Origin of the sequence: Pseudomonas sp. HN2 (assembly GCF_020736465.1) — a bacterium.
Classification (GTDB): Bacteria; Pseudomonadota; Gammaproteobacteria; order Pseudomonadales; family Pseudomonadaceae; genus Aquipseudomonas; species Aquipseudomonas moraviensis_A.
Map to the genome: position 1 here is coordinate 569,363 of NZ_CP085885.1, position 24,500 is coordinate 593,862.

18 protein-coding genes are annotated in these 24,500 nt (G+C 57.6%); 11 read left to right on the forward strand and 7 right to left on the reverse strand.

Going from position 1 to position 24,500, the window contains the following annotated elements; genetic code table 11:
* Positions 1 to 85 precede the first annotated feature (85 nt).
* Positions 86 to 1,300 (forward strand): phosphoserine phosphatase SerB, encoded by a 1,215-nt coding sequence (serB, locus tag LIS66_RS02440; protein WP_227973548.1) that lies wholly within the window; start codon positions 86 to 88, stop codon positions 1,298 to 1,300.
* A gap of 103 nt (positions 1,301 to 1,403) precedes the next feature.
* On the opposite strand, the gene LIS66_RS02445 is transcribed toward serB, so the two are convergent.
* The 4 genes from LIS66_RS02445 to LIS66_RS02460 all read right to left on the reverse strand — a co-directional run bounded on the left by LIS66_RS02445 (position 1,404) and on the right by LIS66_RS02460 (position 6,494).
* A complete protein-coding gene (locus tag LIS66_RS02445; protein WP_042607787.1) occupies positions 1,404 to 3,152 on the reverse strand; it encodes a hypothetical protein in 1,749 nt (582 codons plus the stop codon).
* A 66-nt stretch (positions 3,153 to 3,218) separates the two neighbouring features.
* Positions 3,219 to 4,079, reverse strand: a complete 861-nt coding sequence (gene asd, locus LIS66_RS02450; protein ID WP_024011354.1) for an archaetidylserine decarboxylase — start codon at positions 4,077 to 4,079, stop codon at positions 3,219 to 3,221.
* A gap of 18 nt (positions 4,080 to 4,097) precedes the next feature.
* Complete coding sequence (rhdA, locus tag LIS66_RS02455) at positions 4,098 to 4,913, reverse strand: thiosulfate sulfurtransferase (protein WP_042607788.1); 816 nt, start codon at positions 4,911 to 4,913, stop codon at positions 4,098 to 4,100.
* Positions 4,914 to 4,955: 42 nt separating this feature from the next.
* Positions 4,956 to 6,494 (reverse strand): HDOD domain-containing protein, encoded by a 1,539-nt coding sequence (locus LIS66_RS02460; protein WP_042607789.1) that lies wholly within the window; start codon positions 6,492 to 6,494, stop codon positions 4,956 to 4,958.
* 166 nt (positions 6,495 to 6,660) lie between these two features.
* Here LIS66_RS02460 and motA point away from each other — a divergent pair, with 166 nt between their 5' ends.
* Together motA and motB are read left to right on the forward strand one after the other, a co-directional pair.
* The gene (gene motA / locus LIS66_RS02465) at positions 6,661 to 7,512 is read left to right on the forward strand and encodes a flagellar motor stator protein MotA (RefSeq protein ID WP_024011357.1); all 852 of its coding nucleotides are present in this window, start codon (positions 6,661 to 6,663) and stop codon (positions 7,510 to 7,512) included.
* Between the two features lie 3 nt (positions 7,513 to 7,515).
* Complete coding sequence (gene motB, locus LIS66_RS02470; RefSeq protein WP_042607790.1) at positions 7,516 to 8,556, forward strand: flagellar motor protein MotB; 1,041 nt, start codon at positions 7,516 to 7,518, stop codon at positions 8,554 to 8,556.
* Positions 8,557 to 8,817: 261 nt separating this feature from the next.
* On the opposite strand, the gene LIS66_RS02475 is transcribed toward motB, so the two are convergent.
* The 3 genes from LIS66_RS02475 to rsgA form a co-directional block, all read right to left on the reverse strand.
* Positions 8,818 to 9,303, reverse strand: a complete 486-nt coding sequence (locus LIS66_RS02475; RefSeq protein ID WP_083354071.1) for a toll/interleukin-1 receptor domain-containing protein — start codon at positions 9,301 to 9,303, stop codon at positions 8,818 to 8,820.
* Complete coding sequence (locus LIS66_RS02480) at positions 9,303 to 10,262, reverse strand: caspase family protein (protein ID WP_227973549.1); 960 nt, start codon at positions 10,260 to 10,262, stop codon at positions 9,303 to 9,305. Before LIS66_RS02480 ends, LIS66_RS02475 begins: the two co-directional genes overlap by 1 nt.
* Positions 10,263 to 10,575: 313 nt before the next feature.
* Positions 10,576 to 11,607, reverse strand: coding sequence for a small ribosomal subunit biogenesis GTPase RsgA (rsgA, locus tag LIS66_RS02485; RefSeq protein ID WP_024011360.1), 1,032 nt, complete (start codon positions 11,605 to 11,607; stop codon positions 10,576 to 10,578).
* A gap of 107 nt (positions 11,608 to 11,714) precedes the next feature.
* Here rsgA and orn point away from each other — a divergent pair, with 107 nt between their 5' ends.
* From orn to LIS66_RS02525, 8 genes are all read left to right on the forward strand, one after another.
* Positions 11,715 to 12,257: an oligoribonuclease gene (gene orn / locus LIS66_RS02490; RefSeq protein WP_227973551.1), complete on the forward strand. Its 543-nt coding sequence runs from the start codon at positions 11,715 to 11,717 to the stop codon at positions 12,255 to 12,257.
* Between the two features lie 456 nt (positions 12,258 to 12,713).
* A complete protein-coding gene (locus LIS66_RS02495; protein ID WP_227973552.1) occupies positions 12,714 to 13,739 on the forward strand; it encodes a hypothetical protein in 1,026 nt (341 codons plus the stop codon).
* 146 nt (positions 13,740 to 13,885) lie between these two features.
* A complete protein-coding gene (locus LIS66_RS02500; RefSeq protein ID WP_042607795.1) occupies positions 13,886 to 14,497 on the forward strand; it encodes a trimeric intracellular cation channel family protein in 612 nt (203 codons plus the stop codon).
* Positions 14,498 to 14,671: 174 nt separating this feature from the next.
* Entirely contained in the window at positions 14,672 to 15,703 is a 1,032-nt protein-coding gene (locus LIS66_RS02505) for a hypothetical protein (RefSeq protein ID WP_227973553.1), read from the forward strand.
* A gap of 184 nt (positions 15,704 to 15,887) precedes the next feature.
* Complete coding sequence (locus LIS66_RS02510; RefSeq protein ID WP_227973554.1) at positions 15,888 to 18,317, forward strand: DUF6543 domain-containing protein; 2,430 nt, start codon at positions 15,888 to 15,890, stop codon at positions 18,315 to 18,317.
* Between the two features lie 337 nt (positions 18,318 to 18,654).
* On the forward strand, positions 18,655 to 19,641 hold the full coding sequence (locus tag LIS66_RS02515; protein ID WP_042607798.1) for a hypothetical protein: 987 nt from the start codon (positions 18,655 to 18,657) through the stop codon (positions 19,639 to 19,641).
* An 84-nt stretch (positions 19,642 to 19,725) separates the two neighbouring features.
* Positions 19,726 to 21,981 carry a hypothetical protein gene (locus LIS66_RS02520; protein ID WP_227973555.1) on the forward strand — a complete coding sequence of 752 codons (2,256 nt, stop codon included), beginning with the start codon at positions 19,726 to 19,728 and terminating at the stop codon, positions 21,979 to 21,981.
* Positions 21,915 to 24,497 carry an RHS repeat domain-containing protein gene (locus LIS66_RS02525; protein ID WP_227973556.1) on the forward strand — a complete coding sequence of 861 codons (2,583 nt, stop codon included), beginning with the start codon at positions 21,915 to 21,917 and terminating at the stop codon, positions 24,495 to 24,497. The genes LIS66_RS02520 and LIS66_RS02525 overlap by 67 nt, the downstream gene beginning before the upstream one ends.
* Positions 24,498 to 24,500 lie beyond the last annotated feature (3 nt).

The window sequence follows — 24,500 nt, forward strand, 5'->3', positions numbered from 1 at the left end:
CCCCAGACCGGCAAAGCGCTCGCGGTGCCCGATGGTCACTGAAAGTGGGTAGAATGCGGTTTTTTTCCAGTTGCGGGGGTGCGCGTTGCGCGAAATCGTCCTGATTAACATCACGGGAGTCGACCGTCCGGGTCTGACGGCGGCCATCACCGGTGTTCTGGCACAAGGTGGTGTGAACATTCTCGACATCGGTCAGGCGGTGATCCACGACACCCTGTCGTTCGGCATCCTGGTTGAAATTCCCGATTCCGAGCAGGGCAAGTCGGTGCTCAAGGACATCCTGTTCAAAGGCTACGAACTCGACCAGCAAGTACGCTTCACCCCGGTGTGCGAAGAGGATTACCAGCAGTGGGTGGGCAATCAGGGCAAGAAACGCCATATCGTTACACTGCTGACGCGCAAAGTCACCGCCGGCCAATTGCAGGCTGTCAGCGCGATCACCGCCAAATATGGCCTGAACATCGACCATATCGACCGTTTGTCAGGGCGCATGCCGCTGGACACCCCGGCCGACAAGGGCAAGGGCTGCATCGAATTTTCCGTGCGCGGCGAAGCCGCCGATCCGCAGGCCTTGCGCGCCGAATTCCTCAGCGTCGCGCAGGAATTGAACGTCGACATCGCCTTTCAGGAAGATTCGCTGTTCCGCCGCAACCGGCGCCTGGCGGTATTCGACATGGACTCGACGCTGATCGAAGCGGAAGTCATCGATGAGCTGGCCAAGGCAGCAGGCGTGGGCGATCGGGTTTCGGAAATCACTGAGCGCGCGATGGCCGGTGAACTGGATTTCCGTGCCAGTTTCAAAGAGCGTCTGGCCCTGCTCAAGGGCCTCGACGTCAGCGTGCTTGACTCGATCGGCGCCTCGCTGCGTCTGACCGAAGGCGCCGAAACCCTGTTCGCCGAACTCAAGCGCCTCGGTTACAAAACCGCGATTCTGTCCGGCGGCTTCACTTATTTCGCCAAACAGCTGCAAGCCAGACTTGGCATCGACTACGTGTTCGCCAACGAGCTGGAAGTGGTCGACGGCAAGTGCACTGGCGTGGCGATCGAGCCGATTGTCGATGCACAGCGCAAGGCGGATCTGCTCAAGGAGCTGGCGCACAAGGAAGGTCTGCGCCTGGAGCAGACCATTGCCGTCGGCGACGGCGCCAACGACCTGCCGATGCTGGCAATTGCCGGTTTGGGTGTGGCGTTCCGCGCCAAGCCACTGGTCAAGCAGTCGGCGAAGCAGGCGATTTCAACGCTGGGTCTCGATGGTGTGTTGTATCTGTTGGGCTTCCGCGATCGCGACGGGCAGCTTTGAGTTCTTGAGCGCCTGAACCGGCCCCTTCGCGAGCAGGCTCACTCCCACAGCAAACCTCATTCCAGTGTGGGAGCGAGCCTGCTCGCGAAGGCCGCGCCTCGGTCTAGAGCGAATTCCATAACGAATCGAAATCCTCTTCACCCCCGCCATTCTGCGCAGGATCCAGCGAGCGATAGGCGAACTGGTTGAAACTGTGGGTACTCGCCACCCGCCGATCCAGCCCGGCGCGGTGTTCCTCGCCTTGAGTGTTGATCAGCACTTTGTTGCCTTCCTGAAACGGCAGGCGCGGCGCCAGTACGGTGGCCGGCAAGTCGATCGCGCTGATCTCCGGCAGCAGCAAAGCGCGCAAGTAATGGCCGTGATCGTCCTTTGAACGCACCAGTTGCAGGCCGCACGGCTGGGCGTGTGGCGCGACCAGTTCGATGCCCATCTGCGTGCCGCTGCCGCGTACCTGGCGGATCCAGCGAATCACCGCAATGCTCCAGCCTCTGCTTTCGCTGTCCTGAATGCCGAGCATTTCCCCGGCCTGCAATTCGGCGGGCACCTCGCTCGGCCAGGCCAGGCAATAGCCGCCGGGGCTGTGGTTGATCACGGGCAAGGCGTAGGTCGGATAGTTCGGCGCGTTGCCGGGGCCTTCATCCTCGGCTAATTGGTCGTACTGGATTTCTTCGTACGGCAACAGCTCATCGTTACTCTGCGGTGCGGCGTCGAACGCCTGACTCCAGCTGTCCTTTTCGCCGTTGGCCACCACGCTGCTGAAATTTGCCGCGCGGGCACCGGGGTGTTTGAGCAATTCGCTGAACGTGCGCTCGCCGCCGAGGTAGAAGTGCAGGGCGCTCATGCCGACGCACACGGTCAATGTGCCTTGCCCGGCGCTGCGCTGGAAGCTGCGTTCGGCAGCCTGGCCCCAGGTGGCGTGCAGATGTTGCAGGGTATCGATGCTGAGGCCGGCGGAGACGGGTAAGGGTGTCGAGGTCGGCTGCTGCCGTAAATGCGTTTCGAGCTGCTTGACCAGCGGTTGTGGATCGAAGCCCAGCAGTCCGCTCTGTTGTTCGCTGCGAAACATCTTGCGGTAGCGTGGGCCAACATCCAGTTCCGGGCTGACCGCAAACAAACCGCCGTCTGCGCTGCCGGGATGCAGCTTGAGCAGGGCGCTCCATGGCTCGATCACCTCCGCCAGTCTGGCAATCTGGCTCTGGCGCAATTGATTGCAACGGGCACTGCCCAATAGCAGTGCGGCGATGTAGGTCTGCTCGACGCTCAGTTCGCTGGTCAAAAACGCCAGATCATCGCGCAGTCGCCGCTGCTGCAGCTGTAATTCAGAAGCGCTGCGATACAGCTGATGCAGTTCGAACCACACATGTTCGGGCGGCGAGCTGTACAGCTGCGTTGCGCGTACCAGTTGCGCCTTGAGAGCATGCGCGGCGCGTTGCAAGGCGGTGCTGACCAGCGTCGCGCGATCCTTGCTGTATTTCGGCAGGATGCGCAGGACGATCTGTTTATAGCCGATGGCCAGCTGACCCTGCAGCGCCTGGCAAAGGTTGCTGACCTTGCGCGAGCGCTCGTCGAGCATGATCGCCTGATGCAAAAAATGCCGTTCCAGATGCTGGCAGACGAAATACACCTCGGGCCGCAGCAACTCTAAAAGTTGCAGACGATTATCGCTGGGGGTGAGCAGCAGGTTGAGTTCGCCCAGGCCCTGATAGAGCAGGCGCGCGGTTTCGCCGATGTTGGCCTTGGGCAGGCCAGCGATCCAGCGCTTGAGGTCGCGCGGGCTGGTGTCGCAGAACGACAGGCGCGTTTGCGTAGGAGTCGGAGCGCGTAACTTGGGAGGGAAGAGGTTTTGGCTCATGAGCAAAACCATAGCAGCAATTGCCGCAGTTTGCGGAAGCAGCCTCGGCTGCTTCCGCGAACAGGATCACGCTTTTGGCAGTGCCAGACCCTGGCCCATCTGCACTGGCGAGCCGGCCACCAGCTCTTCGGCCCACTTCACCTGATCCGGGCCAAACAGCACGATCGCCGTCGAACCCAGCTTGAAACGCCCCAGTTCAGCGCCTTTCTCCAAGTGAATCGGTGCGCGCGCGGCTTCGTCGTAGCGGAAGGTTTTCAGCTCGCGCTTCGGTGGCGTGACCAGACCGGCCCACACGGTTTCGATCGAAGCGACAATCATCGCGCCGACCAGCACCACCGCCATCGGTCCGCGTTCGGTGTCGAAGATGCATGCCACGCGCTCGTTGCGGGCGAACAGCTCGGGAACGTTCTCGGCGGTGGTCTGATTCACCGAGAAGATCCGGCCCGGGATGTAGACCATTTCGCGCAGGGTGCCGGCCAGCGGCATGTGCACGCGGTGGTAGTCCTTCGGCGACAGGTAAATGGTGGCGAAGTCACCGCCCATGAATGGCGCGGCGTTGGCCGCATCACCGCCGAGCAATTCGAGCACGCTGAAACTGTGGCCCTTGGCCTGGAACACGCGACCGTGCTCGATCGGGCCGAGCTGGCTGACCGCGCCGTCGGCCGGGCTGAGGATCGCGCCCGGGGTTTCGTCCAGCGGACGCGCGCCGTCTTTCAGGGCACGGGTAAAGAATGCGTTGAAGTGCTCGTAAGCGGTCAGGTCTTCGACCAGCGCTTGCGACATGTCCACTTGATAACGCTTGGCGAACCATTGGGTGAAGGCATTCTTGAACCAGCGCACGCGGCATTCGGCGATGCAACCGGCCAGGCGCGACAGCAGGTGATGCGGCAGCAGGTATTGGCTGAGGATAAACAGACGCTCTTTCATTAGTTGTCCTTTAAAACCTTAAATCTCGACTGGCGTGTCAGGGTGGTTGCCCCATTCGCCCCATGAACCGGCGTAGCCCTTGACCCGCGGATAACCGAGGGATTTAGCCACCAGATAAGTGAAGCCCGACCGGTGATGGGTCTGGCAGTGGGTAATGATTTCCTTGTCCTTGGTGATCCCGAGGTTATCGAGGATCTGCGGCATGTCGGTGCGGATGCGCAACTGGCGTGCCTGATCCATGCCGGCGGTCCATTCGAAATTGACCGCGCCAGGAATATGGCCGCCCTTGGCTGCGAGAACTTTCTCGCCGGAATACTCCAGCGGCCCGCGCGCGTCCCAGATCGCCAGATCGGCCGCGCCGAGACGGCTTTGCAGGTATTCGCGGGTGGCGGTCGGTTCGTCGTGCAGGGTCAGCGAGACCGGGCCGCCGACGGCCGAGGGCACCTGGATCGACATCGGCATGCCGGCCGCCAGCCAGGCCGGCAGGCCACCGTCTATATAGTGGTACTTGTCGTGGCCGATGACGTCGAGCAACCAGATGAAGCGCCCGGCCCAACCGCCGCCTTCATCGTCATACACCACGTAGACCGCGTCCTTGCGATGGCCAAGCTCACCGAACAACGCTTGCAGATCGGCTTTCGCCGGCATCAGTCCCGGCGCCGGCGGTTGGCCGAGCTGGGTGCGTTTCGGGTCGACAAAACGTGCGCCGGGCAAGTGACCTTCGGCATACCGGGCAGGGCTGGTCAGGTCCACCAGAATCAGTTCCGGGGACTCCAGGCGCGGCAGCAGGTCGCTCGGCTCGATGACGAGCGGCAAGCCAGAGAAGTCAGACATGTGAGGTCTCCAGAGCACAAAGGGGAGGATTGTAGCGCAGGCTCATTGGCCACGGCTGCTAAAGCTGTGCAGGGCTTTTTCTATGCACTGCGCGGTTTTGCCGAAGGCTTGCACGGTGATGTCGGCAAACGGGCCGCCGCCCTGATCGGCGACGACGATCATGATCACCCGGCCGTTGTTGACCAGTGACCGCAGGAACAGATGCTCACCGCGAAACAGTGTGCGCAGGCTCGCGGGTAACAAGGCAGAGAACTGCGCGTTGTTCTCCGGCGTGATGCGCACCTGCGCCTGCTGCGCGAGCAGGCGTTGCAGGACCTTGCTCTGGCTGACGACAAAACTCAGCGCCGCCGCGTCTTTCGGCAAACCGGCGGTCTGGTGTACGCGCAGAGTCGAGTGTGTGCGATCAGCCATCAGAATCATCACCCGGCGCATGCCGCTGGCCACCAGTGCCTCGCGGGCAGCGACGGTCAGGCTCATCGCATTGGTGAAGCGACTGGGCTCGGCGAGCAGTTCGGCGCATTGCCGACGCCAATGGCTCAAATCTTCGACATTCGGTGCCGCTGCCGGCAGCATTCCGGCAGGCAAACGACGGCTGCCCCACGGCCAGATCAGCGAAACTGCCGGGTGCCACAGATCGGGCATTGCATGCTGACGTGCGCTGTTCGCCGCTTGCTGGTGCAACTGCTGCTGCACTTCGTCCATCGAGATTTGCAGGTACAGGCTGGTCAGGTACTGCCAGCGTTTGCTGTGCGGACTGTCCCAGGCCTGTTGCGCCGACAGCGCCAGGCCGTTGGCCAGCAGCACGGTATTCGCCGGTTGGTTGAGCCAGCGCCGTAGCGTCGGGTCATCGTCGAGGCGGTTCTGCTGGCGCAGCGGGTGTTCGCTGTCACGGGCGATGCGCAGCACTTTGACCAGTTCGCGTTGTTCGCTGAGCAGCAATTTGTAGCCTTGCTCGACCCAGATCGGCAGGTGCCAGGCATGCACCAAGGCCTCGGCAATCTTCAACAGGCGCACGCCGAACAACTGTTTTTCAACCACACGTGCCGATTCGCCCTTGTGGATCACCCGCAATTCCCACTCTTCGAGCAACTGGGGATAGGTCAGCGCCAACGGCCACAGCGGCGAGAGGAACAACAGGCTGCCCCAATGAATGTCCTGCCACAGCCGTGCCAGGCGACTGGCGAAAAAACCGTTGGCCTGTTGCGTCGCATGCTGGCTGATCAACTGCAATTGGCGCAGGGCCTTGGGGATCTGCATGTGCGCTTCGGCGGGCAGGCGCGCGAGCAGTTCTTCGGTACGGGCCAGGCCCAGGCGATTGATTGCCACCTCAAGATTTTCCGCCGGCGCAGCCATCGTGCCGTGGGTGTGACGATTGGCCTCACGGATGATGCTCAAGGCCAGCGCCGGGCTGTCCTGCATCAGGTCGGCGATGTCGCGCAGCGAGCTGCGGTTGTCGCGGATTGCCCGGCAGACTTTGTCGTGAGCCTCTTGCGGCACGGGCAGGCGGACGCTGTCGAGCAGCTTGACCCACGCCTGGAGGGTGGTCGGTTTTACCGATGGAATGTTCGTTTCATTAGCCATGTCTGGACGAGATCTTCACTGACTGTAGACGCGCCCGGCATGGGCTAAATTGGCTTTTCGCCTGAACTGGCTATAGTCTGGCGCAGTTTTGCCGATAAGTAGAAGAAGAGATTTTTTAACTTCCGAATATGACCTTGAACCCGACTTAAACAAGTACCTTCTACCTATGGCTAAAATTATCGGCATCATCGTCGTATTCGCGAGCGTGCTCGGCGGATACGTGCTCTCCCACGGCAAGATTGCCGCCCTGATCCAGCCCTTCGAGGTGATGATCATCGGCGGTGCGGCCCTCGGCGCTTTCCTCCAGGCCAACCCCGGTTACATGACGATGCACGTGCTCAAGAAATCCCTGAGCATGTTCGGTTCGCGCTTCACCCACACCTTCTACCTGGAAGTGCTCGGGCTGATCTACGAGATCCTCAACAAGAGCCGCCGCGAAGGCATGATGGCTATCGAGGGCGACATCGAAGATGCCGCCGCGAGCCCGATCTTCGCCAAGTACCCTGCCGTGCTCAAGGATGAACGCATGACCGCGTTCGTCTGCGATTACCTGCGCATCATGTCCTCCGGCAACATGGCCCCGCATGAACTGGAAGGCCTGTTCGACATGGAGCTGTACAGCCTCAAGGAAGACCTCGAACACCCATCGCACGCGGTCAACGGCATCGCCGACGGCATGCCCGGTTTCGGTATCGTCGCGGCGGTACTCGGTATTGTGGTGACCATGGCCTCGCTGGGCGAGGGCGACCAGGCGTCGATCGGTCTGCACGTGGGTGCGGCACTGGTCGGTACCTTCTTCGGTATTCTCGCGGCGTACGGTTTCTTCGGCCCGCTGGCGCATTCCCTGGCCCACGATGCCAAGGAAGAGCTGAACGTCTACGAAGCCATCAAGGCCTCGCTGGTGGCTTCGGCATCCGGCATGCCGCCGTCGCTGGCGGTCGAGTTCGGCCGCAAGGTTCTGTACCCGGCGCACCGTCCAAGCTTTGCCGAGCTGGAACAAGCGGTTCGCGGTCGTTAAGTTATGGAAAATAATCAGCCGATCATCGTCAAGCGCGTCAAGCGCATTGCCGCCGGGCACCACGGCGGGGCGTGGAAAATCGCCTTTGCCGACTTTGCCACGGCGATGATGGCGTTCTTTCTGGTGCTGTGGCTGCTGTCCACCGCTACACCGGAACAGAAGATCGCCATCGCCGGTTATTTCAAGGACCCGGTCGGCTTCTCCGAAAGCGGCACGCCGTACATCATCGATCTCGGTGGCACGCCGACCCTGGCGCCGGAAAATACCCTCAACCCGGAAGTGAAGTCGCAGCCGCAGCCTGACAAGGTCACGGTCGACACCGAACAGGTGGAAGGCATGGCCGAACAGGTCGAGAAGGAGCGTCTCGAGCTGCTGCTGCAAGAACTGCAGAACAAGGTCGACGAGAACCCGCAACTGCAGAAATTCAAGGATCAGATCCTCTTCGAAATCACGCCGAACGGCTTGCGCATCCAGATCATGGACGCTGAGAACCGGCCGATGTTCGACTCCGGTTCCGCGCGCCTGAAACCGTACTTCGAAGACATCCTGCTGGCCATGGCCGACACCATCAAAGCGGTGCCGAACAAGATCAGCATCAGTGGCCACACCGACGCCAAGCCATACATCGGCACTGGCGATTACGGCAACTGGGAACTCTCGGCCAACCGTGCCAACGCGGCTCGTCGTGCCTTGGTCGCCGGCAGCTATCCGGATGCGCAAGTGGCGCGTGTGGTGGGTTATGCCTCGTCGGCATTGTTCGACCGGGAAAACCCGTTCAACCCGGTGAACCGCCGGATCGACATTGTCGTGCTGACCAAAAAAGCCCAGGCGGCGATTGAAGGTGCGCAGGGTCCTGAGGCGGCGAAACCGGCGGATCAGGGGCAGAACGGTGCTGCTCCGGCAGCCCCGGTTGATCCGAACGCATTGCCGGCGGACAAGCAGCCAGTGCCGGCTCACGAGTTGCGCGAACGCTTGAATCTGTTCGATGACGCCGCGCCGAAGCCGGCTGAGCCGGGTGGGGCTGCGCCAGCGCCGAAGCAATGATTGAAAAAGAAACCGACAGTGATGTCGGTTTTTTTTGGGCTGATTTTCGGCTTTGTATTTGGTGCGTTGCCAAGAGCAACCCCCTCACCCCAGCCCTCTCCCCCAAACGGGCGAGGGGGAAAGGGAGCCGATTTGTGTGCTTTTCGAATTCGAGTTCGACTCAGTATTTCAGGTCGGCGTACTTGGAACATTCACCTCGGTCAGTCCCCTCTCCCTCCGGGAGAAGGCTAGGGTGAGGGGCCTTTCGAAAGTGACTACATTCTAGAACCCACGACGAATCCGATTCTTCAACTGTTCATGAAACATCTCTGCATCGCGCTTGTAGGCCCCTTTCACCGACTCGCTGATCGAGTCCAGCGTCATCGAGCGCTGGTTCGACACCTCATCCCGATACGCCTCGATAAAGAAATCCAGATCGCTAGCGGTACTCAGCTTCGGCCACTTGTCCAGATAGATCGGCAGCTCCGCCGGCCCGGTCTTGAACGTACAGATCCGCCGGTTGCTGATCGTGGCCTCGCCAATCTCAAATGGCACCCACCACGACAGCGCTGTCCTCTCCGACACCACCGCCAGCAAATGCGTGCATTCGGTGATGTTGCGGGTGATGACCTCGGTGATGTCGTCGGTGGTCTGCGATTCCGGATCGAGCACGTCCAGGTAAGTCCTGATCTTCGCCTGAGTCAGGCGGGTGTTGATGGCAATCGCATGAGCGCGATCCATATGGCGGTAGCTGATAAAGACGGGCATCAGAAGTGTCCTTTGAGGGCGAGTTCGCGGTAATAGGCGCCGAGTGCCGTCAGGCGGCAGCCGGTCGAGTGAATGGCGGCGTAATACATGTGCTCGGCGTCGACCGGTTCGATCAGGCTGTGGCGGTTGCACTTCTGCAACTGGGCGAAGACCTCGCCATGCTCGGGCACGAACGCCTTTTCAGTCGGCTCATAGCTGGGGTCGAGCGGGAACACCGATTCGGCTTCGGCGAACCAGTCCGGCAATTTGCGCAGGATGTCCTTGGGGATCAGCGGCGAGACTTCGCGCAGGGAAATGAACTGCGACACATTGGTCTTGAACACCGGACGCTGTTCCCAGGCGCCGAGGGCGTTGTCCACGAAGGAATACAGGCTGCCGGGGGTGATCTTGCCGAGGATGTTCGCCGCGCCGCCATGCAGCGCTTGCAGGAGCAGGCCGGTGAATACGCCATGCTGCGCGCCCTCCATGGCCGGCTCGGTTTTTTTGCAAGCGGTGAGAATGCTCATGCCTTCGCCGACCATGCTGCTCTCGCTGCGCAAGGCTCGCACTTCGCCGGCCGAGCCGCTCTGGCAGCAGTCGAGGATGATCACTTTGTTTTTGATCCGCGTGGCTTTGTCCGCCCAGTTGAGAATGTCGCTGATGCGGATGCCGTCCTTGGGGGTACGGTAATCCTGGGGGATCAGCATGCCTTCATCGCTGTCGGCGTCGAAATCACCATGGCCGCCGAAGTACAGCAGAGCGACGTTGCTGTCGCCGGAAAACAACTCGCGGATCTGGTCCTCGATTTTCTCCCGGCTCAGATAGTCCTCAGCGGACGTCAACACGACATTCTTGAAATTGGGGTCGCCATTGGCGTTGGTTTTGAGTACCGACGCCATGGCCATGGCGTCGTTGCAACAGCCGCTCAACCCGCAGATATGCGCATAGTCATTGATGCCGATAAACAGTGCCTTGCGCATGGTTACACCACCGTGTGCAGGCTGTTCGTGCTGACGATTCTGGGGGGATTGCACACGTGGGCGATGCGAGACGATTGGCTGATGAATGAATGACAGCTTTGCATTGGATTCCTCTTGGATCGCAGTAAGCGAAGGAGGAAACGAATGTAGGCCGCTGGCAAAGACCTACAAGGTCCAAGCGGCAAAACAGAAAGGTCCTGCAGGCAGGCGCGCAAAAGCCTACAGACAGGGCTGATGTTTAAGGAGGGAGTGATTGTGTCAGATGCGATCCGACAACCGGCAACCCATGGCGCGGGGTTGCCGGCGCGGCTGTTTAATAGCCGTTTTCAGGCAGGCTGGCGATGATCGAGCGGTAGCTGTTCATGCGCTGCTGCTGGATGCGGCCGTCTTCGAGCGCCTTGAGCAGCGCGCAACCCGGTTCGCGGTCGTGCTTGCAGTCGCGGAAGCGGCAGGTGCCGAGCAGGTCGTCGAACTCGATGAAACCGGCTTCGACATCGGCGCGGCTGACGTGGCCGAGACCGAATTCGCGGATGCCCGGGGAGTCGATCAGTTCGCCGCCGCCGGGGAAGTGGAACAGACGCGCGGTGGTGGTGGTGTGCGTGCCCTGTCCGGACAGCTCGGACAACGGCCCGACACGGGTTTCGACTTCCGGCAGCAGGCTGTTGACCAGCGACGACTTGCCGACGCCGGACTGGCCGACGAATACGCTGATGCGCCCGTCGAGCTGCTTTTGCAGCTGTTCCATGCCGTCGCCGTGGTGCGCCGAAACTTCCAGCACCGGGTAACCCAGCGTGCGATACACCGCCAGCAACGCGTTGAGCGCCGGGGCGTTCTGCTCGTCGATCAGGTCGAATTTGTTCAGCAGCAGAAGCGGGCGGATGCCGGCATGTTCGGCGGCAACCAGATAGCGGTCGATCAGGTTGGCGTGGGGCTCGGGCAGCGGCGCGAAGACGATGACGATCATGTCGACGTTGGCGGCAACCGGCTTGAGCTGACCACGGCTGTCCGGGCGGCACAGTTCGGTGCTGCGCGGCAGTTGCGCGACGATCACGCCGATGCCTTGGTTGCCGGCGCGCCAGACGACTTTGTCGCCAGTGACCAGCGCCGGCAGGTTGGCGCGCAAGTGACAGCGGAACACTTGACCGGCGAGTTCGCCGTCAACGGCCTCGACTTCGACCTGTACACCGAAGTGAGCGATCACCAGACCGTGTTGCTCAGGGCCGAGGTCGCCGCCCTCGAGGGCTTCGACCGCCGAGGACTCGCGTTTGGCGGCGCGTGCGGCGCGCTCGCCCTGAATCTTTTCGATGCGCCAGTTTTGACGACGATTGAGTTGGCGTTTGGCCATGGGTGTTCCGTCTGAAGAATGCAGCGATTAGGTAAAACGGCCGCGAGTTTAGCACGCCCGGCCACCGGCCTAGGCTAAACTGCGCAGCATTGCCTAGGAGCCCGAATATGCAAAACCCGCAGAACCTGATCTGGATCGACCTGGAGATGACCGGTCTGGACCCGGACAACGACGTGATCATCGAAATGGCTACCATCGTCACCGACAGTGAGCTGAACACATTGGCTGAAGGTCCGGTAATCGCCATCCATCACAGCGACGAAGTCCTTGCGCGCATGGATGAGTGGAACACCCGCACTCACGGCAACTCCGGCCTGACCCAGCGTGTGCGCGATAGCCGCATCAGCATGGCCGAGGCCGAAGCCGAAACCATCGCCTTCCTGGAACAATGGGTGCCGAAGGGCAAGTCGCCGATCTGCGGCAACAGCATCTGCCAGGACCGTCGTTTCCTTTACACCCACATGAAGGCGCTGGAAAGCTACTTCCACTATCGCAACCTCGACGTTTCCACACTCAAGGAACTGGCCGCGCGCTGGGCGCCGGACGTGCGTGACAGCTTCAAGAAGGGCAGCACGCACCTGGCGCTGGACGACATTCGCGAATCCATCGCCGAGTTGCAGCATTACCGTAAGCATTTCATCAAGTTCTGATGGTGTTGTGCAGGAGCTGCCACAGGTGGCTCCTGCATTGGAGCGTGGCGCCCCTGCGCGAAACGATCTGAAGGCGTTCACCCTGATCGGCGGCATCTGTTGCAATGACAGCCGCTGACCTTTCAACGCTGTTTATGCCGGCGTTAGTGCTGCAACTGTTTGGAAGTTGCATGTCATGTATTTATCTGTTGTTTCCATACTGACATTGGGTCTGGCGGTGAATTGTTCTCGCTCTGGAAGTGTAAGCTTGTGTCTGGAAGTTTGTTACTGTGTGTTTGCGTAAGGTCAGACCTTTGAAGTTTTTCAATCAGGATGTCTCTTGAATGAGGGGTGCCTGCGTTCGTCTGTTTTATTAACACTTTCAGGTGATGGATTTTCCTTGGCGTATGTTATTCATGCTGCTCAGTGTTGCGAACCACGTAATGTTCGAGTTTATGTCTGGCAAGGAAGTAATTCATGAGTGAACAATTGAATGCGTTACGTCGTCAATCCGATGAGTCTGGCGTCGCAGAAAGCATCGGTAGTTTTGCTGTAAAATTTGACGCCGGCGCATCCAGTCGCAGCAAAGTGCTCTACGCCAATGGGCGCATGCAGGTCAAAGTCCAGGTCGTAGTTGCTGGTCTGGATCGCGATGGTAACGTCGTTGCTGTGTCCGACGAGGTCATGGAGAGTATCCGTCTTATTCACTACGATAGCGGCAAAACCTTGCGCAATGGGTGGCGAGCCAGCGCGGAGCAGGGCCGTTTCACCTTGGCGGTAGCGCACAACCCCAACGCTATGGAAGATGAGGATGATGTCAACGAGGATGCCTCGGACCAGCGCCGGGTACGCACATTCTGGGTTTCCAGCGAAAATGTTGAAACCATTCAGATCGGTGCTTCCATAAAGTTTGCTGACACCGTCATCCGCAGTAATGGGACAACGCTGTCGAGCAGGCATGACAGCAGTATCAGCATTGAAGCCATCCTGCCGGTCACCTACGCGATTGAGCAATTCCGTTGGGAAGATGTCTGGTACGACGGCGGATTCAGGAATCAACGTATTTACAAATACTATCTCGGCCTGTATCCCCATTCGCAGCAAGTCAAGTTGGTGGACTGGATTGCTGAAGGTCCGGTAAAGAATGTTGTATTTGCTTTCGGTAATAAAGTCGAAGCATGGAATGCAGCGTTTCAGGCAGGAATTCTGCTTCGCCCGGACAGGGAAGTTTTTAACGTCTCGTTACCGTATGCCGAGACTTCCGGCTCGACGCCTGACTCCATCAGTTTCATTCATCGCGAGAAGGACTATGAGGTTCGAGTCAACGACCGCGTCGGAGAACTGACGGTTGTCCAGGTATTGTCCCCCGTGGCACGAGATCAATTGCCTGCCGACAGATCGGAAGTTTTTCGCTTCACCGCTCTGGATCAATTCGGCACTGAGCATAAGTTGGCTATCCGCACTGACTTTAAAGAGCGAAGCTTAAGGCTGGAACGCGGTTGATACTTCATTTTTTCTGAAATCCCACCGCCGGCATTCCGTTCCGTCACCCATGACGGCGGCTTTGAATCGGAGCGAGCTTAGCGTCATCTCTGTCGGTGCCGGCGCCTAGTGGCTAAACTGCGCGCCTCACTGCCAGGATTGCCCCCATGTTGCTGATGCTCTATCTGATTGCCATCACCGCTGAAGCCATGACTGGCGCGCTGTCTGCCGGTCGTCGCGGCATGGACTGGTTCGGTGTGGTGCTGATTGCCTGCATCACGGCGTTGGGCGGTGGCTCAGTGCGTGATGTGTTGCTTGGGCATTATCCGCTGACCTGGGTCAAGCACCCGGAATACCTGGTGCTGACCTCGGTTGCGGCAATGTTCACCGTATTCACCGCGCGCTGGATGCGCCATCTGCGCTCGCTGTTCCTGGTGCTCGACGCTGTCGGTCTGGTGGCGTTTACGCTGATCGGCTGCATGACCGCTCTGGAAATGGGCCATGGCATGCTGGTGGCTTCGGTCAGCGGCGTGATCACCGGGGTATTCGGCGGCATCCTGCGGGATATTTTCTGCAACGACATTCCGCTGATTTTTCGGCGCGAACTGTATGCGAGTGTCTCCTTCGCTGCCGCGTGGTGCTACATGCTGTGTCTTTATTTGAATGTGCCGAGCGAACAAGCCATTTTGATCACACTATTCGGCGGGTTTTTGTTACGTCTGCTTGCCATCCGTTTCCATTGGGAAATGCCAAAATTCGTTTATAACGACGAGCATTAATATCTTTTGCATGGAATATTGGCCTGTCGAATAAAGTCCGGTAAATCGCCATGGACTTGCAAGTGTATGTTTCTTACATTTTTCGCTTTGCTGTTTATTTGAAGGGTCTGTAGTTTTTTTGTTGGCATATTTTCGATGTCAATATTCAAATACAACTTGTCAAGGAAATGCATCATGAGTGAAAGCATGGACGCTACACACGGTCAGCAAACCATTGCGCCAGTACTTACAGGCCTCGCCCGTTTAAGCGTCAAGTTCGACGCCAATGACAGTACTCGCAGCAAAACACTGTTTGGTAATGGCCGGATGCAGGTCAAGGTTCAAGTTCTGGTTACCGGGGTAGACGCCGACGGCAATACCATGCACGTACCGGCTGATGTAATGGACAGTATCGAACTCATTCATTACAGCACCGGCAATACGTTGCGCGACGGCTGGGCCGCGAGCACTGTGCAAGGTCGCTTTACCCTTGAGGCAAGGCCTTTACTCACTGCCTCAGAGGTTCACGACGATGATCTGGAAAATGATAGTGCCCATCCGCAGGTGCGCACGTTCTGGGTATCCACGTCCAGCGCCGGGACCACCCGGATTGGCGCGCGTCTGTCTCTGAACGGTGAGAGGATTCTCAGCAACGGAACCACACTTTCCAGTGTCCAGGACAGCAGTGTAACCATCGAAGCACAACCCCCTTCGGCGTACTCCATGGAAGAATTTCGTTGGTATCAAACCCGGCGCGGCGACGAATTGCCGGGTAATCGGATCTGGAGCTATCGTCTGGGACTGTATCCGCGGGGGCAGCAGATCAAGCTGGTCGATTGGGTTGTAGACGGTATAGAGAAAGGGGCTGATCATGATTTTGCGGGGGGTAACAGGCTTAATGAAAGCAAAACCAATTATATGAAGGTCATTCTTGCCAGCCCTGAAACCCGTGAGGTGACAGTGTCCTTGCCGGTTAAAGGTGATCCTTTTGTATTCGCTTTTTTCCCCGACGCCCATACCTGGGAGGACGAGAATTATACTGTCAGGGTTCAGAGCGACGGCGAGTTTACCGTCGTGCAAGCCCTGTCGGAATACTCGAAAATCGGAAAGGCATTCAAATACGGAAATAAACTTTATTTTCTGGCCATTGATGAACACGGCACGGAGCATAGGCTGGCGATTCGCGTGAACTTCTACGAGCGTAATTTATACCTGGAGCGAGGTTGAGTCTCCACTGATGCAATGTCGGTGGATGGAATAGATATATATATGCTTTTTGGCATGACGACTACCGATAAGCTGCGGTGTTCAGTTATCAGGTAATCGCACCCAACGTGCTGTTATTTATATCTAGCGTTGGCCCTCCAGCTATGCGGGGGCCAACACACCCATATATCAAGGATGAGTAGTCATGACTGGCAAACCGCCCAGAGTCAAACCTGTACCCGCCCCAACCAAAACCCCCGATTTCAGCGTAGAGGATGCTCACTGGTCATCCTCCGTTTCTTCATCAACGCCGGCTCTGCCCATCCCGCGCCGCCTGGAACCCGCGCATCCTTCTCTGGCGCCTGACCCGGCCGCATTGACGCCAGAGATCTGGGTGAGCGTGAACCCGAGTTCTTCCGTGATCAATGAACTCACGATGCACGTCGCGAAGTCTTCACTGGCAGATTACTGGATACCCACACCCAAAAAACTCGGCGAGTTCGATGCGCAAGGCATGCGGATCGTGAAGCAGCGTCAGTATGTTGCCGTAGACGATGACCATATGGTGCAAGTGGTGCTGGATGTCGAGAGTGGCCTGTTTCGTGCCACGCTGGCCAGTGAACTCGACCCTTCCGGCCCGCTGATGAAACTCGACAGCGAGGGCCGGTTCTGGGGCCCGCTTGACAGCGATTTCGCCACCGTCACCGATTCAATATCAGTACAAACCGCACAACTTTTCCGCCGGATGGGTCGTTCTGTGGCGCAGTTTTCCGACGCCACGGTTGCACGCCTGCTGGCAGTGAGTGGCGTCGATGAAGTCGTCCTGCGCGATGTGCTCATTAATGATCGTCCTGCGCCGTTTTTACTGGAGGACACCATCAGGCGCTTCGAACTTGATCAGAAGATTCAGGCGCAGGGACGCGGGGCCGCACCTGAGCGGTTTACGAGGTTCAAGGAACTGGAAGACGCATTTGAAGCCAATTGCGATGAACATACTTTACGGATGCGCCGGGTATTTCCAAATCTACCGAAAACGGCTGCACTGGCGATATGGCGCAACATGAGCGCCGCCGAGCGTTTACATATGCACAACCAGCCTGGCATGCCACAGCGAGTGGCGAAAGAGGCACTGGTGGCGCTTCGGGATATTCGCCTGGCGAGGGCCAGGGAAGGTATTTATCTGGAGGCGGTATCCAATCTGGACAGTGATCGGCTAGTGCTGCATATGCTCGGAAATCTCGCGAACTGGCCGCGGCAGATTGCTTTCGAGATTCGCCAGGGGGCTGGGGACGGGCCTGTGCTCAGCACTAGCGGCGACGCCCGGTCGCCGTTTCGTCACATACTGATTCGTGAGGATGATGGCTATGTCATCCAAAGCAGCGACGCCCAAATACCTGAGGACTCGAAGGATCTGTATTCAGCCATCTGGCTTGTGTTGTTGCCCGGGCATCGCCGTTTGCTGGGTGTGACAGAAGGTGGGGGCGCGGCACTGCAACAGCTGATCCGTGCACTGCCGTTGCCGTCGCACCATGCCGTGAACGAATTGCTGGGGCTGCCGACGCTTCCGGTTACCGCCGATCCTGCCATCGCGCGATATGGGCAAACGGGGCATCTGCGAGGGGGAGGTGACGACAACCCGCTATCGCCGAAGTCCGTTGTAGAGCGCGTACGTAATCTATATCCGCATCTTCCAGATGAGGAGGTGACGGCATTTATCACTGAGCGCTTGAAGAGTGATTCATCAGAGGTTTTGTTTCGCCTGGAAACAGAGCTTGCGACGTTGCGTGAGGAATTGGCGGTATGGACTGCCGAAGAGGCATTCCCCCATACGCCGGCAGCGCAACCAGAAGGCGCGCCGACACCCGCCGGACAGCGCCAGGCTCGCGAGCAGTTCAGCACAAAGTTGCAAGCTATCTGGCAACGCAAGTCGGTTTCGAAGTGGGACGAGGGAGACGATCATTTTTCTCACTACGTTGATTTTTCGGGTGAATTACCAAGGTTGTCCAGCCGGTTTGAATATGTAACAGAGTTGATATTGACCGCAAATGAACCGATAGCACGGATAGGTGCGTTTCTTGACAGTTTTCCAAATCTTCAATCTTTGGGAGTCTTTGGCATAAAGACAGAGGAATTCCCGTCAGGAATATTTCAAATGCGCCAGTTAAGCGATCTTGCGCTGGACGGGTGCTCGCTGACACTATCCGAGGCCACAGTTGAAGGATTGTCCAGAATTGAAACGCTTACCCGCTTGAATCTGGCAAACAATCCTCTGACAGTTACTCCGCATGTAGGCTACATGGCTGGCTTGACCGGATTGATGCTGAGCAACGCAAATCTTACCAGCGTTCCTTCAGGCATAGATCGGCTCACGAAACTGGGTGTCGTGGCATTGCATGATAATAATATTTCAGACGTGGGATATGAACTGTTAGAGATTCCGGATACCCAGGATCTGTTCATCGGTTTATTGAATAATCCGCTGAGTGCCGCGTCAAGGCAGCGGATTGGTCAGTATCTTGAAAATTCCAGTATGGATCGAAAGGTGGAAATCCATACGGAGGAGGTAGTTTTACAGTCCGACTCCGATAGTGAGTCCTCGGAGAGCGGTTTTTCGACAGGTTCAGAGAGTGACTGAATATTGGTTAAAGTAACGACTCCTTTGTTTTTCTGACATAGCCAGACAAGAAATAGACTACTCGATGGCTCCGCTTCTGATTCTGTGACGGTCAGGTCGGGAGGGGAGCAATCATTGAGTGCCAGAACCAAAGGATGGCAGGGGAGTTGTTGCAGGCGGTTGTATAAAACTCACGATTCTTCAAGATATTAGTATTTATGTGAGTTGTTGGAGGTGATGTTGAAATATTACTTCCTCATAATTTGTCTAATGTCGCAGCTGTTATTATTTAAATCTAGCCTCAATACTTTGCTGAGTCCTTAAAGGGCGAAATCTTCAGTCAGCCAGGTATTGTTAAATGTTTAATGATCATATTGGTATTTCTCGTATCGAGGTAAAACTCGACGCCACAAGGTCGGGCCAGCATAAAGTGCTGTATGCCAATGGACGTATGCAGGTGCGCGTGTTGGTGCTTCTGCACGGGATCGATAACAACGGCGATGGTGCATCACTGCATGGGCACCCCGCCTTACAGTCCCTGCGACTTATTGACTATAACGGTGCTCGGCCGCTGGAAGGGGCCTGGAGCGTTTCGTTGCAGGAAAACCGTTATGCCCACGAAATGTCAGGTGGGGCACCGCGGATTACCGAAATCCCCCGTGCCACGCATAACGGGATAAGCGACGACTCTGATCCGGTGCAGATTTTTCAGTTTTGGGTTTCGGCCACCCGGCCTGGTGTCATGGAAGTAGCCGCTGAGATCGTTATGGATAACGTGGTATTGCGAAGTAACGGAATTGGTTTTGACAGCAGTGTCACGCTTGAGGCGATCCCGCCGAAAAAATATAACCAGAATAGTTTTTCTCTTCACAAGTACGGCACGTTCAGTGAAAGAGTCTACGAGGAACGCATTCAGTATTTTCATCTCGGACTTCACGCTGACGGTCGTCAGATTCAGCTGCTCGACTGGTATAGCAACGATATAGAGCTTAACCCGTATGATGCTGAAGATGCAGTGATGGTGTACTCGTCAGGCACGATAAACCACTACAGTGGCGGCGGCAGAACTTTCTATGGTTATCTGGCACCGATATACGGACGATCGGCCTCGGTCAATACTCCTCTCGGTTACATTACCTTTCCGATTAACGATGTGCAGGGCGTGTTGACTCTTGTGCAGCGCACGACTCTGCAGACAGAGGAGAAGCCGGCAACCGGCGAAACCTTCGAAGTTGCCGTTATTGATGAGTTCGGTACGGAGCACTGGCTTGGTATCAAAGGTGATATAGAGCAGCGAACTTTCATTCTGGGTGAATCGAAGCGTTCGACAAAACAATTTGCCTGATTTCATCTGCATGGTCAGCGGGTTCTCGCTGGCCGTTTTTTGATCTGCCAGTAGCACAATCTTGAAATAAAGGGACGTTTTTCAATGGCAAGTAATTCATCTTCCGCTGTTCATTCAAACGCTTTCAACTTTGGTGAGTTTGTATCAGGAGGCGTTGACCCGCGCACCGGCATGTACACGAGCTCTTTTTCCTTGGGAAAGGTGCACTCGTCGGATCTTAACGGTCCTGAATTTGCACTTTCCCTGAGCTTCAATCCGCTCAACCAGGCGGACTCCGGTTTCGGCATCGGCTGGTCTTTGACCATGACCAATTACGACATGCTCAGCAAAGTCATGACGCTGTCCAACGGTGAGCGCTACAAGGCTGTGGAAACATCTACCGGTCTGAAGTTCAGGGAAATGAAGCTGCAAACGGCGAAGGTATTGATGACCGGAGCAGGGCGCTATGAAGTTCGATACAAGGATGGTCGGCGTGAACTGCTCAAGATCCTGGCTGGCACTCAGGTCGCCGTAGCGGAAAAAATAATCGCGGCGAACGGTGTGAGCATTTCGCTCAAGCATGAATTATTCAATCAGTTTCCCAGACTGGCGGAAATCCGTGATGCCAAACGATGCCTGCTGAAAATTACCCGTACTGAAGGTCAAGTGAAGTTGACCCGGCATCCTGACACTTCGTCCAGTTCAACCTACAAGTTGCTCTTGAAAAACAGTCGGGTAACGGCCATCGAGCTTCCGGTCGGTAACGGCTGGGAGCTGGAATATGAAATCATCGATGGGGCCAGCTATTTGTGGCGCGTCGTCAACCCGTTGCGTGGCGTAGAAATCATTCGCTACAAGCGCCAGGGTCACCATTTCGTCAATGACGGGGAAAAGACACTCCCGTTTGTCATTGCTCACGATGCTTATCCAGGACGTGGCCAGCCCCGGCTTTGCAGGGCATACACATACTCCGACCATAATTTTCTCGGACAAGGCCTTCTCCCGGCCACGGACAATGATCTGGATCCGCTCTATCTGGCGCCCGGTCACTATGTCTACACCTCGGACGAGCAGTTGCTGGTGAGCGGCAAAGTCCATACCCGCATTAAACGCACCTACAACAAGTTCCATCTGTTGGTGGCTGAGGTTACAACCTGTGGCGACGCCCAGATCGCCACCGCCACGGAGTATCACGGTTCTGTCGCCAAACCTTTCAATGAGCAGTTGGCGCAATTCCGTCTGCCCAAGGTTCAGACGGTGACTTACCTCGATCGGCCCACTCAGCAGAAGCGCGAGGAAACGACCGTCACCGAGTTCGATGGCGAAGGCAACCTGATCAGGCACGTCGAGCCGAACGGGGTGACGACTTCGACGGAGTTTCATCCGGCAAGCGGAGGCGACAATTGCCCGGAGGATCCGCTGGGGTTTTCCAGATTTCCAAGGAAGAGGACGGTCACCGCTGCCGCGTCGGGCGGTGCTGCGACGGTCACGTACTACGACTATGCCCTGCACCCGGCGTTGGAAGGTGCGGAACTGCCATCCGTATTACCGATCACGGAGCGTTTTTACGAAGTTGTGGAAGGTGTTGAGGTCTTGCGTTCGAAAACCGAACGCAGTTACCTGGACGCGCCCAAGGACCCGCTCAAGCACGGGGCCACGAAAGAGCAAAGCATCATTCTGAATGATAAAAAAACCTCTACCAAATTTTCCTATGAGCTTGAGGGTGACAGGTTGCGGGTCAAGTCCAGCACACGCGGATTTGACGGCGCGTTACAGGCCAGTGAGAAAGTGCTGTCGACGCTGACCGGATTACAGGTCTCTGAAATCGCTGTCGAGGGCGAGCGCATCGAGCATGAATACGATGCGATCGGCCGCGCAGTGTGCAAAACGGTTGCTTCCGGCACCCCCTATGCTGCTTCTACCCGGTGGGCCTATCTGGCTGCCAGCAAACAGCAGCCGGCTACCGTGGTGACCACCGATCCCGTTGGCGGCGAGCAAAGAGTGACCTATGACGGCCTGGAGCGGGTAGTCACCGTTCAGGAAAAGGACTGCGACCATCCCGACAAGGACGGTCTCATCCAGACGCGCACGCTTTATTCTGCCCTGCATGATTCGGTCGGTCACAGGGTGAAAGCGACGCTGACGGATTGGCGTGATGGCAAGCCGTATCCGGTCAGCACCCGCTACGAATTCGATTCTGGGGCCAGGTCTGCAAGACGCTGCATGCCGATGGGCGTATCGAACACAGCGAGATGGATCCGGTCCTTCGCCAGCAAACCACCCGGCTCCAGGGGATGGGCAAGACACTCACCGTCATTAGCGACTTCGGTAAACCGCTCAGTGTCGAGAGCTTCAATCTGAAGAACAAGAGTCTCGGCAAGACCGTTTACACCTATGACGGATTCGGGCGCACAACCAGCGAGACAGATCCCGTCGGCAATACCACTCGATATGAATACGACGTTTTTGACCGGATAATTCGCACCGTCCTGCCTGACGCCAGTGAGGTAGTGACCGACTACGCCGAACATAGCGATGAAGGGCTGCCGATCGGCATCAAGGTCGATGACAAAGCGTTGGGACAGCAGGCCTACGATGGTCTGGGTCGTTTGATACAAAGTACCGTGGGCGGACGAAAGTCCGAGGCTGGCTATGAAGCGGGCTTCACTCAGCCACAGTGGTTCAAGAGTGCTGATGGCCAGAAAACCGAATTCACTTACTTGCGCGATCTGGGCGGTTTGCTGACTGAGCGCAAGGCGGGGGGGCTGGTCACGACCATGACTTATGACCCCGTCAGCGGCAATCCCTTGACCTGTACCGAAAACGGCAGGGAACGCCGTTTCACCTATTACCCTTCCGGGCGCGTGAAAACCGAAACGACGACCCTTGGTGCCGTCACGAAAGCAACATCCCGTACCTGGTCCCTGCAGGGGCGGCCGATCACCCATGTCGATGTACTCGGAGCCGAAAGCACATCCGAATACGATCAGCATGGTCGCCTGCTATCCACCTCGCAGGGCACGCTGAAAACCGAGTTCCACTACAACATACAGACGGGGATGCTGGACTGGACTAAAACCGAAGAAACCTCGATCAAGCGTCAGATGATCACCCGGTTTGCCTATGACGATATCGGTCGCGAAACCCGCCGTACATTCGAGATTCAGGGCCAGCCGGACCAGACCCTGGAGTCGACTTACACGCTGGCTGGCAAACTGGCGCAGAAAGTCTCCAGGCGTGGCACGCAACTATTGCGTGACGAGCAATTCACTTACGATGTGCGCGGGCGTCTGATCCAGTACGACTGTGCCGGCACCCACAAGCCCCGCGATCCGTATGGCAAGGAAATTGTCCAGCAAACGTTCACCTTCGATGCGCTGGATAACATCCTCACCGTGCAGACTAAGTTCCCGCTGGGCGTGAATCTGACCACGTTCAGTTATGACAATCCCGATCCCGCCCAGCTCAGCGCAGTCAAACATTCCCATGTCGACTATCCACCGGCAGTGACGCTGGAATACGACGCCAACGGCAGGATGATCAAGGACGACCAGGCGCGGACTCTGGCCTATGACGCCTTCGGACGTCTTGAGCAGTTGTCCGGCGCAGGGGGATCAGTCATTCGTGGCTACCATTACGACGGTTTCGACGATCTGGTTGAACTGTCGCAACCCGAAAAGACAACTGTGCAGCGTTACTACCACGCAGGCCGGGTCGCCAATGAGGTGAGTGGTGAAAGCTCATCCAGTGTTGTGCGTCACGGTGGCGCGCTGGTGGGCCAACAGCAATTTGGTTTGCACGCTGGCGCGCAGCTATTTGGGACCGATCAGCAGCAAAGCGTGCTGGCAACGCTGGGCAAGGAACAGCTCACCGATTGCGCCTACAGCCCTTACGGCCATCGTCCTGCCGAGGGTGGTTTGTTCAGCCTGGCGGGGTTCAACGGCGAGCAGCTGGATCCGGTGACCGGGCTTTATCTGCTGGGTAACGGTTACAGGGCCTATAGTCCGACATTGATGCGATTCCTCGCCCCCGACAGCATGAGTCCGTTCGGCGCGGGCGGATTGAATGCCTACAGTTATTGCCTGGGCGACCCTGTCAATCGTGTCGACCCTACCGGGCATATCTCCTGGCAATCGATATTGGGCATCGGACTCAGTATTCTCGGGATCGTTGCCAGCGTGTTGACGATGGGCGCGGCGACGCCATGGGCAGTGGCGGCGCTGGGCCTGGCCGTGACTTCAGGCCTGGCGGGTATTGCCAGTGAAGTGGTCAATGAGCTGGCACCGGATTCTCAAGCAGGCGAGATACTGGGCTGGATCAGTTTCGGTCTCGGGCTGGCTTCGCTCGGTGCAGGTTTGGCGGCGGGTGCAAAAGCTGCTGTGAATGCGGGCAGGAAGATGGCTTCAGCCTTTGAAAAAGGTCTCAGTCCCGGTGGCAAGGACGCAGCCAAAGCGGCACGACATATTAAAAAGGGTGGAAAAGGCGCCAGGGATGCGGCCAAAAAAGCCAAGGCGCCCGTGGAGGAAGCCGCGGAGAGGCCTTGGCAATTAATCAGGCCCGAAGCAGAAGACTATCTCTACGCCACTCACAAGACGATGGCCGACGAATTCTTCGGGCTCGTGGAAAGCGACATGTCCCCCCTCCAGGCAGCCAGGAGGTCCAGGATGTATTACGAGGAATTCGGCCCAGCCGGTGATGGAAGAAAAGTAACGCATGTTTTTTTCTCGGCCTCGAAAGGACGTGGGGAGCGTCTTTATCTTCTGGAGGACAGTAAACAGAGAGTTTGCAAAGTACTGCAGGCGGGTGGCCATTGGTCCGACGGAGAGACCAACGCAATAATGAGATCGGCCAGAAATATGGTTACAACGCGCATATGAGCA

Bases quoted from the DNA above. Each gene is read 5' to 3' on its own strand.
- rhdA (WP_042607788.1), bottom strand. From the start codon at position 4,913: ATGTCTGACTTCTCTGGCTTGCCGCTCGTCATCGAGCCGAGCGACCTG.
- LIS66_RS02460 (WP_042607789.1), bottom strand. From the start codon at position 6,494: ATGGCTAATGAAACGAACATTCCATCGGTAAAACCGACCACCCTCCAG.
- LIS66_RS02495 (WP_227973552.1), top strand. From the start codon at position 12,714: ATGAGTGAACAATTGAATGCGTTACGTCGTCAATCCGATGAGTCTGGC.
- LIS66_RS02515 (WP_042607798.1), top strand. From the start codon at position 18,655: ATGTTTAATGATCATATTGGTATTTCTCGTATCGAGGTAAAACTCGAC.
- LIS66_RS02525 (WP_227973556.1), top strand. From the start codon at position 21,915: ATGGGCAAGACACTCACCGTCATTAGCGACTTCGGTAAACCGCTCAGT.
- LIS66_RS02475 (WP_083354071.1), bottom strand. From the start codon at position 9,303: ATGCCCGTCTTTATCAGCTACCGCCATATGGATCGCGCTCATGCGATT.
- LIS66_RS02480 (WP_227973549.1), bottom strand. From the start codon at position 10,262: ATGCGCAAGGCACTGTTTATCGGCATCAATGACTATGCGCATATCTGC.
- LIS66_RS02500 (WP_042607795.1), top strand. From the start codon at position 13,886: ATGTTGCTGATGCTCTATCTGATTGCCATCACCGCTGAAGCCATGACT.
- asd (WP_024011354.1), bottom strand. From the start codon at position 4,079: ATGAAAGAGCGTCTGTTTATCCTCAGCCAATACCTGCTGCCGCATCAC.
- motA (WP_024011357.1), top strand. From the start codon at position 6,661: ATGGCTAAAATTATCGGCATCATCGTCGTATTCGCGAGCGTGCTCGGC.
- LIS66_RS02520 (WP_227973555.1), top strand. From the start codon at position 19,726: ATGGCAAGTAATTCATCTTCCGCTGTTCATTCAAACGCTTTCAACTTT.
- LIS66_RS02445 (WP_042607787.1), bottom strand. From the start codon at position 3,152: ATGAGCCAAAACCTCTTCCCTCCCAAGTTACGCGCTCCGACTCCTACG.
- LIS66_RS02505 (WP_227973553.1), top strand. From the start codon at position 14,672: ATGAGTGAAAGCATGGACGCTACACACGGTCAGCAAACCATTGCGCCA.
- LIS66_RS02510 (WP_227973554.1), top strand. From the start codon at position 15,888: ATGACTGGCAAACCGCCCAGAGTCAAACCTGTACCCGCCCCAACCAAA.
- orn (WP_227973551.1), top strand. From the start codon at position 11,715: ATGCAAAACCCGCAGAACCTGATCTGGATCGACCTGGAGATGACCGGT.
- motB (WP_042607790.1), top strand. From the start codon at position 7,516: ATGGAAAATAATCAGCCGATCATCGTCAAGCGCGTCAAGCGCATTGCC.
- rsgA (WP_024011360.1), bottom strand. From the start codon at position 11,607: ATGGCCAAACGCCAACTCAATCGTCGTCAAAACTGGCGCATCGAAAAG.